Origin of the sequence: Pseudarthrobacter sulfonivorans, from assembly GCF_024391045.1 — a bacterium.
Taxonomy (GTDB): Bacteria; Actinomycetota; Actinomycetes; order Actinomycetales; family Micrococcaceae; genus Arthrobacter; species Arthrobacter sulfonivorans_B.
In genome coordinates, this window is record NZ_JANFCZ010000001.1 from 112946 (window position 1) to 131063 (window position 18118).

Below are 18118 nucleotides of genomic sequence, written 5' to 3' on the forward strand. Positions count from 1 at the left end.
CGGTAACAAGGATGAGTGCTGTTGATGGGGCTCTGCGGTGGCCCACCTCCTTTCAGCGCCGCTCATTCCGGGCGCGAGGGGCCGTACGGTGGCGGGCCCGGTGGGGTTTTCCCCTCCGGGCCCCCTCTGGGATGTGGCTTGAGGGTGCGGCTAGGAGGTGCGGCGGCGCTTGAGCAGCAGCGCGCCGCCGATGAGGAGAATTAGGGCGAGCGGGATCAGTGAGGCATCAAGTCCGGTCCGGGCCAGCATGCCAGTGCTGCCCTGCGAGGTTGCGGAGGCAGTGTCCGTCGCTCCTGACAGCATTCCTCCGGTGACTGTTGCTCCGGCTACTGCGCCTCCTGTTACGGTGCCTTCGGATACTGCGACGGCGCCGCTGGTAGTGCCGGCAGGTAGGACGCTGATGCCGGGGGAGTCCGAACCTGTTCCGGGGTCGGTGGTGCCGGGGTTGGTAGTGCCTGGGTCCGCGGCTCCGGGGTTGGTGGTGCCCGGGTCGGTGGTGCCCGGTGTGCCAGCGCAATCAGCCGATCCGCCAAGTGCGACGGCAACGCAGGCGCCAAGGGTTGCATCGTTCGGGAGTCCGCCGTTATCCAGTCCAAGGCCGAGGTCCACCGCGGCATCTGCAGCAGCGGAAGCCTCGGTGCCTGAGCTGACCTGATCGGAACCAACCGCCCCGATGTCAGTGCCAAGCCCCAGACCGACGTCGGCGGTTACTGCAGGTGCCGTTCCTAAGCTTCCGGTGGTGGCGCCGAGCAGGCCGTCGCCGAGGCCCAGGTTGGCTGCGGCGGTGACGTCGGCGGTGGTTCCCCCGTCAGCGGCGCTGGTGGTGCTGCCAACGAGGCCATTGCCGAGGCCAAGATTGACGTCGAGGGCAGCGGCGACATCCGTCGTGTCCGTCTGCGTTGAGCCACCCAGCAGGCCCAACGTCGTCGAGTTTGCGGATGTCGCCGCTGAGACCAGTGCGGAGGCCGTAAGGTCCGGTCCGCTGGTTGTGTCTGCGGCATGGGCCGCGGTGGCGCCGAAGGCTAGGAGGCCGCCGGCGAAGAGGGTGCCAAGCAGCCCTTTGCGAAGATTGGAATGCATGATGAGTGTCTCCTGACAGGTTGATTGGGCCGCAATGCAGCAACCCGATGGCCGTGTTCTGCCATGAAAAAGGCAGAGGGGGCCCAACTAGTCAGGTGAGGAACCGGGATCGAATGACACCGGTGAAGGGGAATGCTCGGATGCTCCGCTGACCGGGTAGGTGCCCGACAGTGGCAGGTCAAGATCGAAGTCATCAAGCCACGCGGCAGCGCCTGAGCTGCCGGCGGGCGAGGCGCCACCTCCTGCAGCAGAACCGGGAGCCGCAGGTGCCGGAACCGGTGCGGGCGCCGGATCTTCGGTCAGCTCTGGTTCAGAGGCTGCCTGATAAGCGGGCGCAGCGGAGGCCGCAGGATGAGCAGATGCGTAAGGGATGCCTGCGGCTGACGTCGGTGCATCGGCGGGCGGGTTTCCTGACGTTGGGGCAGCTACCTCAACCGCCGGTTGCAGCACTGCGGTCTCCGGCCCCAACGACTCGGAGAGGTCGTCTGACGGAACCAAAACACCAGGCAGAACCTCAGGCAACGGCGTTTCGCCCGTTATCAGGTCAGTAACGGGCTGAACAACAGGCTGGAGAACGGGAACTGCCTCAACGAGCGGAGGAACGGCAGCATCGACCAGTCCGGCTCCAACAGCATCGGCTATGGCGGCAACGGGAACGGTCACTGCAGAAACGGTCCCCGAAGGAACAACGGTGTTCACCACGGGGACCGCGGCCATGAGCTCATCAGCGATGTGCGACAGATTGCCGGTCACCGGCCGCAGCATCCCCGCCGATGAAGCAGCGGGGGCTGGGACGGTGGCCTCCACACGTGGAATGGCTACGTCCGTGAGAGGCGCAGCGAGCGACGAAACCGATGATGAGACCCCGCCAAGCAATGAACCGGATTCATTGGGGGAGTCGGCCGAGGCCGCGGACGCGGACAGGGTCAGCCAGGCGGCGGTGACCGCACCTGCGAGGAAGAGTGGGCGGAGCAGATGCCATGGCGAACGAACCTTTGCCACGCGTACCACCCCCAGTACGTATCGTTGAGACCGACGATGTCTACAGAGTAAGACTGTTGCAGGCAGCTCGTCTAGGGAAATCCCCAAATAATCAAGCAAGCTTACTAATCTCTTGGTTGCCCGCCTGGCGATCAGTCAGTGGGAGTCGTTCGGATAGCTGAGGCCCAGCTGCCCGCGAACCCCGTCAAAGAGGCGCATGGTCTTGATGGAATCGTCCAGCGGCATGACGGGACTTTCGGTGACTTCCTGCTGGATGCAGCGCGTCACCTCCCGGAGCTCGTACGTGTAGCCCAGGCCAACCGTGTCGAACGGCTCCGTGCGAAGCTCACCCAGGCCGATGCCGATCACCAGTTCGCGCGGATTATTGATGGAGCCCACGCTCTGCAGGTAGCCGAGGCTTCCGGCCACCGTGGCGGTCCGGGGGCCGAACGCCAGCAGCGACGACGTCAGCTGGGCCTGCGCGCCGTGGTTGTAGCCGAGCGTCAACGCATTCTGGGCGTCCACGCCGTCGTCATTGATGAAGCCGGTGGCGCTGACGGTCTGCGGGAATCCCAGCGTCCCCACGGCCCAGAGCAGCGGGTACACCGAGATGTCCAGGAGGGCCCCGCCACCGTCCTGCCGTGCCCACAGCCGTGAGGTCGGGGAGTAGGGGGCGGGGAAGCCCAGATCGGCGGTCACCCAATGCACCTCACCCAATTCGCCGGACGCGGCAATCTCGAAAGCCCGCTGCATCCCCGGCAGGAACCGGCTCCAGATCGCCTCCATCAGGAAGAGCTTCCGTTCACGCGCCACGGCCACCAGCTCGCTGGCCTCCCGCGCGTTGATGGTGAAGGCCTTCTCACACAGGACGTGCTTGCCGGCATTCAGCGCCGCAAGCACAATCCGGTGGTGCTGCGCGTGCGGCGTGGCCACGTAGACAACGTCCACCGCGTCATCGGCGAGCAAATGCTGGTACCCGGGAACGCCGCCGTCGTCCCAGTAGCTCCGGGTGAAATCGTAGGCGGTAGCGAAGCTTTCCGCCGTGTCCCGGCCGCGGGAACTGACGGCGTACAGCTCCGCGTCCGCGAGGAGCGCCAGGTCCCGCGACACGGACCGGGCAATCCCGCCGGTGGCAATGACGCCCCAGCGCAGCGGCCTTCCCGTGGCGGACCGCGGGTCCTGATCAGGCTGGCTGGACAACCACGGCTTGGCAATTAGCGCGCTCATGCTGCCCATCCTCTCACCCTGGGTGCCGGAGCGCTTCCGTGGGTTTCGGAGGCCTGCGGGAAACATGCAGAAAATGACGGCATCCGGGGCAGGAACTCCCGCCCCGGACGCCGCCCCCAAAATCAGGCCGACGCAGTGGCGTGCGCCCGGACCGTTTCCTCCGTCAACCTCCCTTGCTGGAGCCTGAAGCGGCGGTCCGTCTTATTAGCCAGTGCCCTGTCGTGGGTCACCACCAGGATGGTGGTGTTGTGGTCACGGCTGAGTGCGCTGAGGAGCTCGATGATGTGGTCACCGGTCTGCTCGTCCAGGTTGCCGGTGGGCTCATCCGCGAGGATCAGCTTGGGCTCGTTGGCCAGCGCGCGGGCAATTGCCACCCGCTGCTGCTCGCCGCCCGAGAGCCGGTTGATGCGCCGCTCCTGCTTGTCCGGGTCCAGCTGGACCTGCTCCAGCAGTTCCTTCGCGCGGGCAGACCGCACTGACTTCCGGACGCCGGCGAACTCCATGGGGAGCATCACGTTGTCCACCGCAGAGAGGTTGGGAATGAGGTTGAACTGCTGGAACACAAAACCGATGTCCCGCCGGCGGTACTCCGTCAGCTTGCCGTCGGGCATCGCGGCGAGACTTACGCCGTTCACGACGACGTCTCCGCTGGTGGGTTTGTCGAGCGCACCGAGGAGGGACAACAGGGTGCTCTTGCCGCTGCCGCTCTTGCCCACGATGGATGCCAGCGTGCCCTGCTCCAACACAAAGCTCACATCGTTGACGGGTTTGATGGTGCGGTCGCCGGAGTTGAACGTGCGGACCAGATTCTTGACTTCAATCATGATTACTCTCCTCGCAGGACTTCGATGGGACGGATGCGCGCCGTGAGCAGCGCCGGGACCAGTGCGCCGATGATGGCCACGCCGAACACCGCAGCGATGCCGGCGGCGATGACACCGGGGGAAGCGCTCGCCGTGACCGAGGTCAGCAACTGGGAGGCGCCGCCGAACGGCCCGCCCTGGCCACCCTGGAAACCGCCGGGGAACCCGGCCCCGCCCGGCCCGCCGGCCGCGCGACCGGCGGCGCCTGCCGCCGTCGTACTCGTATTGCTGCTGATCAGCGCGGAAGCGATGCCCCCGCTCGCAAATGATGCGACGGCGGCACCCACCGCGCTGCCCAGGGCCACGAGTACGAGCGCCTCAAGCACAAACTGCAGGCCGATGGTACGGTTCGGTGCACCGATAGCTTTCAGGACGCCGATTTCCCGCCGGCGCTCCCGGACCAGCATCACCATGATCAGCAGGATGATCAGCCCGGCCGTGCCGAGGGCCGCGACGAACGCGATAAACGAGATGTTCTTGACGCTGCCGAGGGAGCTGACCGCTGATTGGAGGTTCTGGCCCTGGGTGACGTCGGCCTTGTCCGTTCCGAGCGCCGACTGCAGCGCTGTTTTGGTCGATTCGACGTTGTCCAGGCTGTTCACCGTGACGATCATGGACGACAGTTCGCCGGGGAGTTCAGCGAGGCTCTGCGCGGTGGGGAGGGTCATGTAGAGAGAGTTGTTGCCGAAGGCCGTTCCGGCATCGAAGAGGCCGGCGACCGTGAAGGTCCGGTCATTGATGGTGAAAGTGGAACCGACCGTGAGGTTATTCTTCGCTGCCAGGGTGGTGCCCAGCAGGGCGTTGGCGGATTCCACCGTGTAGTCGCCGAGGCCGGCGCCCTCGGTGATGGTTAGGGCCTTGCCGGTGCTGTCAACCCCGTCCCCGGTGCCGGTGGCGGTGATGGGAAGCGAGCGGGCCGGCTGCGTTGTGGTTGTGCCGTTGGTGCCGGTGGCACCGTTGGCGGCCTGGTTGCGTCCGCCGAGAGTACCGGCGTCGATGGCGGCGGTGAGGCTGGTGGTGAGGGTTGCGGCGGACGCGCCGCCCGGACCGCCCTGCCCGGCACCGGGGCCGGTTTGGGTGCTGCCCGACGCCTGGGCGGCTGCCTGCGCCGCCACTTGCGCCGCCGCTTCGGTGGCGTTGCGGAGCCGGAGGGAACTGGTTCCGACGACGGAGCTTACGTTGGGGACGGCGGCCGCCGTTGCGGCCTGCCCGGCAGTCAGCGGCTCGCCGCCGCCTTCGAAGCCCTGGCCGCCTGCAGGGTTGACGGTCAGGACAGTTCCCACGGAGTCGTTGAGCTCCTGGACTTTCGCGCCGACAGCCTGGTTTGCCACCAGCATGGCAAGTGCCAGCCCGATTGCGACCGCAAGGACCGCCACCACTGCCGCTGTTCGGACTTTGTTTCTGAAGGCGTTGCCAATACTCCGGGCAAGGACGCTCACTGTACTCCTCGGGACACGGCCCGCCTGGTGCGGGCTTCTGCTCCAACAGTGCTGAGTGCTGCTGTGCACGTGCGGTGGCATTCCTATGCGGAGGCTGTGAATCCCGGCTGCCCCCGTTATTCCGCGGATCCGGTGCGAGAGGGTTGCCCGGAAACGTGCAGTAAGTGAGAGAGCGTCCCGGGTGGGGGCAGCAGAAGGCCCCGGTCCGCCGTTGCCGGCGGGCCGGGGCCCGGTGATGCAGGTTATTCGGTGAGTCTTACTGGGTGAGCGTTACTTGGTGAGCGGGCCGAGTACCGGATCGTCCACGTAGGCCGTCTTCACGTTGGCTGCGGTGACGATGACCGGCGGAAGCAGGTAGGCCGGAACCACCTTCGTGCCGTTGTTGTAGGACTTGTCATCGTTGATTTCAGGGGTCTTGCCGGCCTGCAGGTCCTTCACCATGACGATCGCGTGCTCCACGAGCTTGCGGGTGTCCTTGTTGATGGTGGAGTACTGCTCGCCGGCCAGGATGGACTTGACCGATTCCTCTTCGGAGTCCTGTCCGGTGATGACCGGAATAGGCTTGCCGGCCGCCTTGACGGATGTGATGACGGCGCGGGCGAGGGTGTCGTTGGGGGAGAGGACACCGTCCAGCGAGGCCGTCCCGTAGGAACCGGTCAGGAGGGTATCCATGCGGCGCTGGGCGTTCTCAGCCTTCCAGTCCTGGGTGACGGCCTTTTCAAAGGTGGTCTGACCGGAAAGCACCTTCAGGGTGCCGTCGTCGATTTTCGGCTTGAGGACCGACATGGCGCCGTCGAAGAAGACCTTCGCGTTGGCGTCATCCGGCGAACCGGCCAGCAGCTCGATGTTGTAGGGACCCGCGGCCTTCTTGGCCTTCATGCCGTCCAGCAGGGCCTGGCCCTGGAGTACGCCGACCTTGAAGTTGTCATAAGCCACGTAGTAATCCACGTTGGCGGTGTTCAGCAGGAGACGGTCGTAAGCGATGATGGTGGCGCCTGCGTCCTTGGCCTGCTGGAGCTGGGTCCCCAGCTGGGAGCCGTCGAGGGCGCCCACAATAATCACCTTGGCGCCCTTGGCGATCATGGCGCTGATCTGGTTTTGCTGCTCCGCCACACCGTTATTGGCGAACTGGACGGTCGGCTTGAATCCGGCGCCGTTGAGGCCGTCGTTGAACAGCTTTTCGGCCAGCACCCAGTTTTCGCTGGTCTTCTTGGGAAGTGCGACGCCGATCGCGGAGTCCTGCGGGAAACCGGCGGTTCCGCCGCTGGCACCGCCGCCCGAGTTGCTTGGTTCGGATCGTCCGCAGCCTGTCAGCGCCAACGCTGCGATCGCAGCTACCGCTGCTGCCTTTCCTGCTTTGCCAAACATTCGCATTTCTGTGTCCACTTTCTTTTGGGGGTGTTGGGTCAGGAAGCTGAAATGCTCAGGCTTCCCGGGAAATGGTTTCTCTGGTGGAGGTGACTTCGTCCGGCTGCAGCGGTGTGCCGGGGCCGCCCGACGGGCGGTTGAAGTTCTTCATCATCAGCCCGATGATCGAGGCACGTCCCTGGGACTTGTTGTAGACGTCGATGGCTACGGCCACCAGCAGCACCAGGCCCTTGATCATGGACTGCCAGTCCGCGCCCACGCTGAGCAGCTGCAGGCCGTTGTTCAGGACAGCCATGACCAGGCCTCCGACGATGGAGCCGATGACCGTGCCCACGCCGCCGGTGACTGCCGCGCCGCCAATGAAGACGGCGGCGATCGCGTCAAGTTCCCAGCCGGTGCCGTCCGAAGGACCGGCGGAGGTGGAACGGGCCACGAAGATCATGCCGGCCAGGCCGGCGATGATGGACATGTTCATCATGACCAGGAAGTTGATTTTCTTCGATTTCACGCCGGAGAGTTCGGCCGCGTGGCGGTTGCCGCCGACTGCGTAGACGTGGCGGCCAACCACGGTCTTGGACGAGATGAAGCCGTAGACCAGGACCATGACAGCGAGGATGAGGCCAGGAACGGGGAAGGACGTGCCGGGCCGGCCGGTGGCGAACAGGTACGTTGCGTAGAGGATGGCACCGCAGATCAGGACGAGCCTGAGGACGGTGACCCAGGTTTCCGCCGTCTCCGCCCCGAGCGCTTTGTTGGTGCGCCGGCGCCGAAGAACGCTGAAGACGACGAAGGCAACGGCGGCAATGCCGAGGAGCAGCGTGAGGTTGTTGAATCCGGTGTCCGGACCCACTTCCGGGAGGTAGCCGGCACCGATGTACTGGAATTCCCGCGGGACGGGAATCGAGTTGGACTGGCCAACAAACTGCTGTGCCCCGCGGAAGATCAGCATGCCCGCCAGGGTCACGATGAATGCCGGGATGCCCACGTACGCAGTCCACATGCCTTGCCACGCGCCGATCAGGGCGCCGAGTCCCAGCCCCAGCAGGATGGCAACGAACCATGGCAGGTGCCAGTCCCGCATGCAGATGGCCACCACCATGCCCACGAAGGCGGCCACGGAGCCTACTGAGAGGTCGATGTGCCCGGCGATGATCACCAGCACCATGCCGATGGCCAGGATGAGGATGTAGGAGTTTCCGTTGAAGAGGTTGATGACGTTGCCCGGGGTGAGGGTGATGCCGCCTGTAAGCCACTGGAAGAGAACGATCAGAGCCACCAGGGCAAAGATCATCCCGAACTGGCGGGTGTCGCCTCCGAAGAGTTTCTTGAGCGCGTTCATTGTTTTCGGTCCTCGTATCTGGAAGGTTCTGGAAGGCTCCAGAGGATTAGGCGGCTTTTCGGGCGGAGGTCATGAGCTTCATCAGGCTTTCCTGGCTCGCTTCCTCTTTGGTGAGTACGCCCGTGATGGCGCCCTCAAAAATGGTGTAGATGCGGTCCGAGAGTCCGAGCAGTTCAGGCAGTTCGGAGGAAATCACGATCACGCCCTTCCCCTGGTTGGCCAGCTGCTGGATGATGCCGTAAATCTCATACTTGGCCCCCACATCGATGCCGCGGGTGGGTTCGTCCAGGATCAGCAGTTCCGGGTCCGTGAACATCCACTTGGCCAGCACAACCTTCTGCTGGTTCCCGCCGGACAGCTTTGCCACGCCCTCCTGCACCGAAGGGGCCTTGGTCCGCAGGGACTTCCGGTACTCCTCGGCAACTGCGAATTCCTTGTTGGTGTCCACCACGCTGCGCTTGCTGATCTTCTCCAGGTTGGCTGACACCGTGGTTGTTTTGATGTCATCGAGCAGGTTCAGGCCCAGCGACTTCCGGTCCTCGGTCACGTAGCCGAGGCCGGCGTCGATGGCCTGGTGAACGCTCTTGAGGTTTACTTCCTTGCCGTGCATGTAGACCTGTCCGGAGACAAAGTGGCCGTAGGACCGGCCGAAGACGGACCGTGCCAGTTCGGTGCGGCCGGCGCCCATGAGGCCCGCAAACCCGACGATCTCGCCGCGGCGTACAAAGAAGTTCGAGTTTTTGCAGACCATGCGGTCCTGGATCTGGGGGTGGGCCACGTTCCAGTTCTTGACCTCGAAGAACACCTCTCCGATCTTGGGCGTGTGGTCCGGGAACCGGGATTCCAGGGCGCGGCCCACCATGCCCTTGATGATGCGGTCTTCGTCCACGCCGTCGGCCTTGACGTCGAGCGTCTCGATCGATTTACCGTCCCGGATGATGGTGATGGAATCGGCAATCTGCTCGATCTCGTTGAGCTTGTGGGAAATGATGATCGAGGTGATGCCCTTGCCCTTCAGGCCGAGCATCAGGTCCAACAGGTGCTGGGAATCCGATTCGTTCAACGCCGCCGTGGGCTCGTCGAGGATGAGGATCTTCACGGACTTGTTCAGGGCCTTGGCGATCTCCACCAGCTGCTGCTTGCCGACGCCGATTTCCTTGATGGGGGTGTCCGGGTCTTCCCGCAGGCCCACCCTGGCCAGCAGTTCGGTGGAGCGCAACCTGGCTTCGGACCAGTCGATGACTCCGCGTTTGGTGGGTTCGTTGCCCAGGAAGATGTTCTCCATGATGGACAGTTCGGGGATCAGCGCCAGTTCCTGGTGGATGATCACGATGCCGGCCTGTTCGCTTGCCCGGATGTCGCGGAACTGCTGGACCTCGTTTTGGTACACGATGTCGCCGTCGTAGCTGCCGTACGGGTAAACACCGGAGAGCACCTTCATCAGGGTGGACTTGCCGGCGCCGTTCTCGCCGCAGATGGCGTGGATTTCGCCTGCCTTGACGCGAAGGCTCACTTCCGACAATGCCTTGACGCCGGGAAATTCCTTGGTGATGGAGCGCATCTCCAAAATTACGGGGTCTGTGTGCGTGGGATGGGACGTCATGTGCCCTTACGCCTCCAATGCGTGACTTCTTCGTCCGCCCCGCAAAGCGCAGGGGTCGTCTGATGAAAAAGTAAACTGGATCACACCGGTTGTCGTCAAGTCTTTAACGCAATTGCCGGATAACGAAATGGTCTAGGTGCTGCGGATTCCGGCGTGCCGGAACACGAGCGCCGCTGCTCCCAGGGCTTCGGCGCGGTCTCCGAGCGAGGACATCGTCAGTGTGGTGGTCTCGCCGACCACCGGGACGGCATGGCGGATCAGGCCCCGCCTGATGGGGTCGAGCAGGAGGTCGCCCAGCCCTGCCAGGGGTCCGCCCACCACGATCACCTCGGGGTTGATCAGGTTGGCCACGTTGCCCAGCGCACGCCCCACGGCCTGGCCGGCGTCGTCCACCACGCGCAGGGTGGCGGGGTCGCGGGACTGGGCTTTTCGCACAATGTCCGCAGGGCTGGCGGGCGGGTCTTCACCCCGGCTGAGCAGTTCGATCATGGTGGTGGTGGAGGCGATGGTTTCAAGGCAGCCGCGGTTGCCGCAGCGGCACACCAGGCCGTGCTCGTGGATGGTGGCATGGCCGATTTCCCCGGTGATGCCGACCGTGCCGTAGTAGGGTGCCCCGTTGAGGATCAGGCCCGCGCCGATGCCCGAGCCGATCTTGAGGAACATCAGGTTGCTGACCCCGGTGTGGGGCCCCCAGGTGACCTCCGACCACGCGCCCAGGTTGGCGTCGTTGTCAACGAATACGGGCATTTTGAGGGTTTCCTCGAGGTGCTGCAGGATGTTGATCCCCACCCACTCCGGGAGGATGGCGCCCTGCGCTACGGTGCCGGTGCGCCGGTCGATTGGGCCCGGGATTCCGACGCCGGCGCCCACCACGGTGGCGCGGTCAACGCCGCTTTCCAGCAGGAGCTTGTCAAGGAGCAGGACGGCCGCGTCGATGCCCTCCTCGGACTGGTGGCCGAGTGGGAGCAGTACCGATTCTTCCGCGATGACGTGGTAGCTCAGCGATGCCAGGACGACGCGCAGATGCCGCCTGCCGAAGTCGATGCCGACCGCCACTGCGCCTTTGCTGTTCAGCCGGACGTTCAGGGCCCGGCGCCCTGAACTGGTGATCGGCTCAGTGGACGCCAGGCCGGCGTCCTGCATGATTTTGACGATGTTGGAGACCGTGGCGGTGGATAACCCGGTCTGTCGTGCCAGCTCGGCCTGGGTAGACGGGCCGCTCATCAGGGTTTCGATGATCCGCTGCTGGTTCAGCTGCCTGAGGGCGGACTGGGACCCGGGATTTTTGGGCCTGCTCCTCGTCGAGCGCGGTGTGGGGGACATAGAAAGAAGATTGCCCTACTCTGGCAGTTGCGGTCAAGAAGTTAACGCAAGTCGAGGTGACCTACCCGTGAAGGTCGCGGTGGGCGCGGGCCAGTTCCACATAGCGTGAGGCATTCTGTTTGACGCCCTCGAACTCTTCGTCCGTGAGTTCCCGCCGGACTTTGGCGGGTACGCCTGCGACCAGGGAGCGGGGCGGCACAATGGTGCCTTCCAGGACAACGGCGCCGGCCGCCACCAGGGAGCCGGTACCGATGACTGCGCCGTTCAGAACTGTGGCGCCCATGCCGATCAGACAGTCGTCCTCCACGGTGCAACCGTGCACCACGGCTGCGTGCCCCACGCTGACCCCGGCGCCGACGGTGCAGGGAAAACCCGGATCGGCATGCAGCACCACGTTGTCCTGCAGATTGCTTCCCGGGCCAACCATGATGGCGGCTGTGTCGGCCCGGACGGACACGCCGTAAAAAGCGCTCGAATCCCGGGCCAGGGAGGCGTTGCCGATGACGGACGCGGTGGGGGCGATGAATGCGGTTTCGTGGACGGCCGGAGCATGGCCGGCGAACGTGTGAAGGGGAGCCATACGGCCAAGCCTAGGACATCCGCCCCCTGACCCAACTAAGTCGCACTAGATGTCGTTATGAGCCGTCAAAACGGCATCTACTGCTACCTGGTCGGGAGGGAGGGGGTGCGGAGGAGCAGGAAGCTGTGATGTTGCGTTCCGGCGTGCCCTTCGTCCTCACCTGAAGAAAGCACGACGGCGATGGGCGCCCCCGGTGCCGTCACCCGCACCAGTTCCCGCAGGACGGCGTCGATGTCGGTATCGGCCCTGTGCAGCAGGGTGCCCGTGGTCCAGACGGCCGAGAAAGTTCCGTCCGCGAAGGGCAGGTTCCGGGCGTCGGCCACCGAGACATCGAGTCCCTTGGCGCGCGCCGAATGGACGTTCTGCTCCGAAGGGTCCACTCCCGTGTAGTGGATGCCGGCGCGGACAAACTGCACACCGTCGCTGCCCTGGCCGGCATCGACCTCCAGGACGTTGTGCCGGCCCTCTGCCTTGAGGAGGCTGATGAACCGGCTGCGCTCCGCGTCCCGGTTGGTTGCCGCCGGCTGCTCCATGTCCATGCGCCGCGGTCCGTCAGCTGGAGGCTGCTAGTTAAAGACCACGGTCCGGTTGCCATCCAGGAGCACCCGGTGCTCGGCGTGCCACTGGACCGCCTGGGTCAGGGTCCGGCCCTCGACATCCCGGCCCATTTGCACAAACTGTTCCGGGGTCCGGGCGTGGTCCACGCGGATGACTTCCTGCTCGATGATGGGGCCCTCGTCCAGGGCGGCCGTGACGTAGTGGGCGGTGGCACCGATCAGCTTCACGCCGCGCGCATGGGCCTGGTGGTAGGGCTTGGCGCCCTTGAAGGAGGGCAGGAATGAGTGATGGATGTTGATGGCCTTGCCGTTCAGTTCCGCGCAGAGCTCATCGGAAATGATCTGCATGTAGCGGGCCAGCACAGTGAGTTCAATATCGTGTTCGGCCATGAGGGCACGCAGCTTGTCCTCGGCTTCCGCCTTGGTCTGCGGCGTGACCGGGATGTAGTGGAACGGGATCCCGTAGAACTCCGCAAGCCCGGCAAGGTCCCGGTGGTTCGAGACGATGGCGGGGATGTCGATGGGCAGGGTGCCGGAACGCTGCTGGAAAAGGATGTCGTTGAGGCAGTGGGCTGACGTGCTGGCCATCAGTAGGGTGCGCACCTTTTGGCCGACCGCGTTAAGGCTCCACTGCATGCCGAAGGCCTCGACCACCGGTTCCAGGGCGGCCTGAAGCTCGGCCCGGGAGGCCGTCGTCGTTGCTTCCACGCGCATGAAGAAGTTCCCGGTGGCGGGGCTGCCGTATTGTTGCGAGTCCAAAATATTACAGCCCGCCACCAGCAGGGCGCCGGCCACGGCGTGGACGATCCCGGGCCGGTCAGGGCAGGACAGTGTTAGTACATAGGCTTTATTCAGCTGCTCATCACTCACGCACATCAGCCTACCCGCGTGGCACGGCCGTTTTTGGTAGTCTGGGGAGGTCGCAACTGGCGTTGGGTGGCTTAACCACCAGGGAGCGGCAATCACGAAGACCACGGATCGTACGCCTGGGCCGAGGGTCATGTCTTGCCGGAGAACGCTGCAACCCACACGGGACAGCATCATCCTGCGCGGTTTCCGCCCTGTCTTCATGAGGCACGTCATCATGAGACGGTGGGGTACGCCAGCCGGTAGCCTGACCTTAGCAGTGCCCGTATCCCTCACCAGGAGTTATTCGTGACTACTACCGCCACCACAACAGCCGCCGTCAGCAACCAGCCGCTGGCCGAGCTCGATCCCGAAATCGCTGCAGTCCTCGAACAGGAACTTGGCCGCCAGCGCGGCACTTTGGAAATGATCGCTTCCGAAAACTTCGCCCCGCGCGCCGTGATGGAAGCCCAGGGATCCGTCCTCACGAACAAGTACGCCGAGGGTTACCCGGGCCGCCGGTACTACGGCGGCTGCGAGTACGTTGACGTCGCCGAACAACTGGCCATCGACCGCGTCAAGGCACTGTTCGGTGCCGAGTTCGCGAACGTGCAGCCGCACTCGGGCGCGCAGGCCAACGCTGCGGCACTGTCCGCCATGATCACCCCCGGGGACAAGATCCTGGGCCTGTCCCTGGCGCACGGCGGCCACCTGACCCACGGCATGAAGCTGAACTTCTCCGGGAAGCTGTACAACGTGGCTGCCTACCAGGTGGAAGAGGACACCTTCCGGGTGGACATGGACAAGCTCCGCGAGCAGGCCATCGCCGAAAAGCCCCAGGTCATCATCGCGGGCTGGTCAGCGTATCCGCGGCAGCTGGACTTCGCCGCCTTCCGCTCCATTGCCGATGAGGTGGGCGCATTGCTCTGGACCGACATGGCGCACTTCGCCGGCCTGGTGGCCGCAGGCCTGCACCCCAGCCCGGTGCCGCACTCCGACGTCGTCACCTCCACGGTCCACAAGACTCTGGCCGGTCCGCGCTCCGGTGTGATCCTGGCGAAGCAGGAGTGGGCCAAGAAGATCAACTCCAATGTCTTCCCCGGGCAGCAGGGCGGCCCGCTCATGCACGTCATTGCCGCCAAGGCCGTGGCGTTCAAGATCGCCGGCAGCCAGGAATTCAAGGAACGCCAGGAGCGGGTCCTCGAAGGCGCCAGGATCATCGCCGACCGCCTCAACCAGGCCGACGTCGCCGAAGCGGGCGTCTCCGTCCTCACCGGCGGTACGGACGTCCACCTGGTCCTGGTGGATCTGCGGAACTCGCAGCTGGACGGCCAGCAGGCCGAAGACCTCCTGCACTCCGTGGGCATCACTGTAAACCGCAACGCCGTTCCGTTCGACCCCCGCCCGCCGATGGTAACCTCCGGCCTCCGCATCGGCACCCCGGCCCTGGCCACCCGCGGCTTCGGCGCCGAGGAGTTCACCGAGGTTGCCGAGATCATCGCCACCGCGCTGAAGGCCGGCTCGGCCACGGACGTGGAGGCCCTGCAGTCCCGCGTGGACAAGCTCGCCGCCGACTTCCCGCTGTACCCGCAGCACGAGCAGTGGTGATTTATGACTGAAACCCAAACCGCCAGGATCCTCGACGGTAAGGCGGCCGCGGCCGCCATCAAGTCCGAGCTTGCCGAACGTGTCGCCGCCCTCAAGAACCGTGGAATCACGCCAGGCATAGCTACTGTGCTGGTGGGCGCGGATCCTGCCTCCCAGCTGTACGTGTCCATGAAGCACAAGCAGTCCGTGCAGATCGGGATGAACTCGATCCAGCGCGAGCTGCCCGCGGATGCCACCCAGGCCCAGGTTGAGGACCTCATTGACGAGCTCAATGCGGACCCCGCCTGCCACGGATACATTGTGCAGCTGCCGCTGCCCAAGCATCTGGATACCGACGCGATTCTGGAACGGATCGACCCGGACAAGGACGCCGACGGCCTGCACCCGACCAACCTTGGCCGGCTGGTGCTCAACGTCAGCGGCGAGATCACCTCACCGCTGCCCTGCACGCCACGCGGCGTCATCGATCTGCTGGAGCGCAACGGCTATAGCCTGGCCGGCAAGCACGTCGTGGTGGTCGGGCGCGGTGTCACGGTGGGCCGGACCATCGGCCTGCTGCTCACCCGCCGCTCCGTGAACGCCACCGTCACGCTGACGCACACGGGCACCAAGAACCTGTCGGAGCTCCTGCGGCAGGCGGACGTCATTGTGGGCGCGGCCGGAGTCAAGCACATCGTTAAGGCCGCGGACGTCAAGCCGGGTGCTGCCCTGCTGGACGTTGGTGTCACCCGCCAAACCGATCCTGAAACGGGCAAGAGCCGGATCCACGGCGACATCGAGCCCGCCGCTGCCGAGGTAGCCGGCTGGATTTCGCCGAACCCCGGCGGCGTCGGTCCCATGACCGTGGCCCTGCTGATGACCAATGTGGTGGAAGCCGCGGAACGCGCCGCCAACAACGGCTAGGTCCCGGATACAACCCCTCATAACGGCGTAGTGCGCCTACTCCACGCGGAGTAGGCGCACTACGCCGTTAAGCAGACGACGGACCGGCGGCCGGGGGCTTAGGCTCGGAGCATGCAGCGCCGTTTCCGGGGGCCACCCACCGCCGTCATTGTCACCGCGGTGGCCCTTATCCAGGTGGTGGGTACGGTTTTCGCCGCGGCCCGGCAACCCGACCACCGCCCCCTGGACGTGCTGGCCTTCGGATTACTGCTGCTGGGACCTGCCGCCCTGTCCCTCCGCCGTCGGGCGCCGCTGGTGATGCTCCCGGCCGCCCTGGTGGCCGCGGCAGCATATCTGGCGCGGGGCTATGCGTGGGGACCGTTTGTCCTGTCCCTCGCGGTGGCGCTGATCCTGACGGCGTCGGCCGGCAAGCGGGTCCTCGCCTGGACGGCAGCCGGCCTGGGTGCGTTGGCCCTCGCCGCCGCGGCGGTGGTCAGCGGTGACGAAGCGAGCCTGCTGCGTGCCTTCGGGGGAGCGGCGTGGCTGGCCATCCTGGTCCTCTTCGGCGAAGGGATCCGCCTCCGCAGCGAACGGGTCGCCGAACGGCACCGCCAGCGCGAAGCCGCGGAACAGCAGGCCCGCGACGAATACCGGCTGGCACTGGCCCGGGACATCCATGACGTGGTGGCCCATTCGCTGTCACTCATCAACGTCAGTGCCTCCGTGGCCCTGCACCTCGGGGAGAAGGACCCGGGGCAGTTCAGGCCGGCGCTGGAAACCATCAAGGCCGCGAGCAAGGAATCGTTGGCCGAGGTCCGGCAGTTGCTGGGGGTCCTCCGCGACGATGTCCCGCTCTCCCCGACACGGCCGCCCACCATCGGCCGCATCGCCGACCTCGCGGACAATGCCCGGAACGCGGGCCCCGACGTGGTGCTGGACATCGACCCGGCCGCCGAGACGGCCCCCGCCCCCGTGCAGGAGGCCGCGTACCGAATCGTGCAGGAGGCCCTGACCAACGTGGTGCGGCACTCCGGGGCGGGAACGGCCGCCGTCGTCATCACTGAAGCGGACGGCGAACTTCTGGTGACCGTGGACGACGACGGCGCAGGCGCGGCCGGGGTGCCGGAGGGAAACGGGATCACGGGGATGCGGGAGCGGGTGGCCGCTTTGGGCGGCAGGCTGGAGCTGGGCGCAACCCCGGCCGGAACGGGTTGGCGCGTGCGCGCTGCCTTCCCGCTGCCGGCAGCCCTCCCGCTGGCTGCAAGCCGGAGGGAGGAATCGCAATGATCAGGATCCTCCTGGCAGACGACCAGACCCTCATCCGGGCCGGATTCCGGGCCCTCCTGGAAGCCGAACCGGACATGGTAGTGGTGGCGGAATGCGGCACCGGCCAGGATGCTGTCCGGCTTGCCGGGCACCACCGCCCCGACGTGGTCCTGATGGACATCCGCATGCCCGGCGGCGACGGCCTGGCAGCGACACGGCAGATCCTGTCCAATCCAGGCCTACCGGACACCCGGGTGGTCATCCTCAGCACTTTCGAGCTGGACGAGTACATCGCCGAGGCCGTCCGCTCCGGAGCCGCCGGGTTCCTGGTCAAGGACACCGAACCTGCGGAGCTGCTCCGCGCAGTCCGCGTGGTGTACGACGGCGATGCCCTTCTCTCACCCTCGGTGACGCGACGGATCATGGCCCAGTTGGCCGTGCATTCGCGGGCGGCCGGCCAGCCGGCGGTCCTGGACGGCATCACCGGACGCGAGCGGGAAGTCCTGCAGCTGGTGGGGGAGGGGCTTAACAACGCGGAGATAGCCGGCCGGCTCTTCATCACACCCCTGACGGCCAAGACGCACGTATCGCGGATCATGACCAAGCTGATGGTGCGCGACAGAGTACAGCTGGTGGTGCTGGCCTACGAGTCCGGCCTGGTGCGTCCCGGCTGGGCCGGCTGACGGTCCCGCCGGCGCAGGGGCGGGCCTCCCGCGGGAGTACGCTGCCCGCACCAGGTGACTCCCGCCGTCGGACGCGTCCAGGCCCCGCCGAAGCCAGACTCGATAAGGAGCCGATATCCGGCCCCGAGAGAGAGTCTGGAGAACCGAAATGCTGTCTTCACTTACCAACGCGGTGGCCACCGCCGCTGTCCAGGTCCCCGCCGACACCGTGGTCTACGGCCCCTGGCACGGCGGCTTCGCACCCTGGTTCCTGCTGTTTCCGCTGTTCTGGCTCCTGGTGATCGGACTGTTCATCTTTGTCGGCCGCCGGACCTGGCGGCGGAACCACCAATGGACTGCCAGCCAGGGAGCCGAGGGGGTGCTGAGGGAACGCTATGCACGGGGCGAGGTTGATGAAACCGAGTTCCGGCAGCGCCTGGAGGTCCTGCGCAGCGGCGAGAGCCAGAAACGCTGACCTGGCCAGCGGCCCGGAG

The 18118-nt window shown here is 65.6% G+C and carries 17 protein-coding genes and 1 riboswitch; of the genes, 5 read left to right on the plus strand and 12 right to left on the minus strand.

Annotated elements, in window-relative coordinates; genetic code table 11:
- Positions 1–150: 150 nt before the first annotated feature.
- The 12 genes from NQJ30_RS00510 to purU all read right to left on the minus strand — a co-directional run bounded on the left by NQJ30_RS00510 (position 151) and on the right by purU (position 13230).
- A complete protein-coding gene (locus tag NQJ30_RS00510; protein ID WP_255767776.1) occupies positions 151–1080 on the minus strand; it encodes a hypothetical protein in 930 nt (309 codons plus the stop codon).
- 87 nt (positions 1081–1167) lie between these two features.
- Positions 1168–2082, minus strand: a complete 915-nt coding sequence (locus NQJ30_RS00515; protein WP_255767777.1) for a hypothetical protein — start codon at positions 2080–2082, stop codon at positions 1168–1170.
- A gap of 135 nt (positions 2083–2217) precedes the next feature.
- Entirely contained in the window at positions 2218–3288 is a 1071-nt protein-coding gene (locus NQJ30_RS00520; protein ID WP_255767778.1) for a Gfo/Idh/MocA family protein, read from the minus strand.
- A gap of 122 nt (positions 3289–3410) precedes the next feature.
- Positions 3411–4112: an ABC transporter ATP-binding protein gene (locus NQJ30_RS00525; protein ID WP_255767779.1), complete on the minus strand. Its 702-nt coding sequence runs from the start codon at positions 4110–4112 to the stop codon at positions 3411–3413.
- 2 nt (positions 4113–4114) lie between these two features.
- The gene (locus NQJ30_RS00530; RefSeq protein ID WP_255767780.1) at positions 4115–5590 is read right to left on the minus strand and encodes an ABC transporter permease; all 1476 of its coding nucleotides are present in this window, start codon (positions 5588–5590) and stop codon (positions 4115–4117) included.
- 270 nt (positions 5591–5860) lie between these two features.
- Positions 5861–6964 carry a substrate-binding domain-containing protein gene (locus NQJ30_RS00535; RefSeq protein WP_255767781.1) on the minus strand — a complete coding sequence of 368 codons (1104 nt, stop codon included), beginning with the start codon at positions 6962–6964 and terminating at the stop codon, positions 5861–5863.
- A 49-nt stretch (positions 6965–7013) separates the two neighbouring features.
- Positions 7014–8297: a multiple monosaccharide ABC transporter permease gene (gene mmsB, locus NQJ30_RS00540; RefSeq protein WP_255767782.1), complete on the minus strand. Its 1284-nt coding sequence runs from the start codon at positions 8295–8297 to the stop codon at positions 7014–7016.
- Positions 8298–8343: 46 nt separating this feature from the next.
- Positions 8344–9900 (minus strand): multiple monosaccharide ABC transporter ATP-binding protein, encoded by a 1557-nt coding sequence (gene mmsA, locus NQJ30_RS00545; protein ID WP_255767783.1) that lies wholly within the window; start codon positions 9898–9900, stop codon positions 8344–8346.
- A gap of 132 nt (positions 9901–10032) precedes the next feature.
- Positions 10033–11223 carry an ROK family transcriptional regulator gene (locus tag NQJ30_RS00550; protein ID WP_255767784.1) on the minus strand — a complete coding sequence of 397 codons (1191 nt, stop codon included), beginning with the start codon at positions 11221–11223 and terminating at the stop codon, positions 10033–10035.
- Positions 11224–11284: 61 nt separating this feature from the next.
- Positions 11285–11803, minus strand: a complete 519-nt coding sequence (locus NQJ30_RS00555) for a gamma carbonic anhydrase family protein (protein ID WP_255767785.1) — start codon at positions 11801–11803, stop codon at positions 11285–11287.
- 83 nt (positions 11804–11886) lie between these two features.
- The gene (locus tag NQJ30_RS00560) at positions 11887–12342 is read right to left on the minus strand and encodes a class I SAM-dependent methyltransferase (RefSeq protein ID WP_255767786.1); all 456 of its coding nucleotides are present in this window, start codon (positions 12340–12342) and stop codon (positions 11887–11889) included.
- A gap of 27 nt (positions 12343–12369) precedes the next feature.
- A complete protein-coding gene (gene purU, locus NQJ30_RS00565; protein WP_255767787.1) occupies positions 12370–13230 on the minus strand; it encodes a formyltetrahydrofolate deformylase in 861 nt (286 codons plus the stop codon).
- Positions 13231–13272: 42 nt separating this feature from the next.
- Positions 13273–13359: riboswitch (ZMP/ZTP riboswitch) on the plus strand.
- Positions 13360–13515: 156 nt separating this feature from the next.
- Here purU and glyA point away from each other — a divergent pair.
- The 5 genes from glyA (at position 13516) to NQJ30_RS00590 (ending at position 18099) form a co-directional block, all read left to right on the plus strand.
- A complete protein-coding gene (glyA, locus tag NQJ30_RS00570) occupies positions 13516–14814 on the plus strand; it encodes a serine hydroxymethyltransferase (RefSeq protein ID WP_255767788.1) in 1299 nt (432 codons plus the stop codon).
- A gap of 3 nt (positions 14815–14817) precedes the next feature.
- Positions 14818–15717 (plus strand): bifunctional methylenetetrahydrofolate dehydrogenase/methenyltetrahydrofolate cyclohydrolase, encoded by a 900-nt coding sequence (locus NQJ30_RS00575; RefSeq protein ID WP_255767789.1) that lies wholly within the window; start codon positions 14818–14820, stop codon positions 15715–15717.
- A gap of 111 nt (positions 15718–15828) precedes the next feature.
- Positions 15829–16983 (plus strand): sensor histidine kinase, encoded by a 1155-nt coding sequence (locus NQJ30_RS00580; protein ID WP_255767790.1) that lies wholly within the window; start codon positions 15829–15831, stop codon positions 16981–16983.
- On the plus strand, positions 16980–17645 hold the full coding sequence (locus NQJ30_RS00585; RefSeq protein WP_255767791.1) for a response regulator: 666 nt from the start codon (positions 16980–16982) through the stop codon (positions 17643–17645). Before NQJ30_RS00580 ends, NQJ30_RS00585 begins: the two co-directional genes overlap by 4 nt.
- A 148-nt stretch (positions 17646–17793) precedes the next feature.
- Positions 17794–18099 carry an SHOCT domain-containing protein gene (locus NQJ30_RS00590; RefSeq protein ID WP_255767792.1) on the plus strand — a complete coding sequence of 102 codons (306 nt, stop codon included), beginning with the start codon at positions 17794–17796 and terminating at the stop codon, positions 18097–18099.
- Positions 18100–18118 lie beyond the last annotated feature (19 nt).